General features: G+C 57.0%; 1 protein-coding gene. It reads left to right on the forward strand.

Annotated features, from left to right (window positions below; translation table 11 throughout):
* On the forward strand, window positions 1-279 hold a 279-nt coding region (locus tag SB689_RS22940), incomplete at both ends, for a hypothetical protein (protein WP_410694369.1).

A 279-nucleotide genomic window follows, 5' to 3' on the forward strand; every position in this document is an offset into this window, starting at 1 on the left:
CATGTTGCGTAAGCGTAAGGTCCGCACGAAACAAATGCTGCTGCCCCTGCCGGCAGCATTGATCCAGGACATCTCGTTAGAGAATCACTTGGTACTGACGACCCTGCGCACCGGGCATGGCACGGCGCAGACTTTGGTCGCGCTGCTGCTCGTTATTTATACGACATTCTATCTTCTCGACAAGGATCGCTCTGAGGCAGACGTCAATCTGTTCCTGAAGGTCGAGGCAGCGCTCGATGCGTGCATCCAGCAGGCAACGGACGGCCTCCCGTGGCAGTT

This window comes from Chryseobacterium sp. SIMBA_038 (assembly GCF_046535115.1).
In the GTDB taxonomy this organism is placed as follows: domain Bacteria; phylum Bacteroidota; class Bacteroidia; order Flavobacteriales; family Weeksellaceae; genus Chryseobacterium.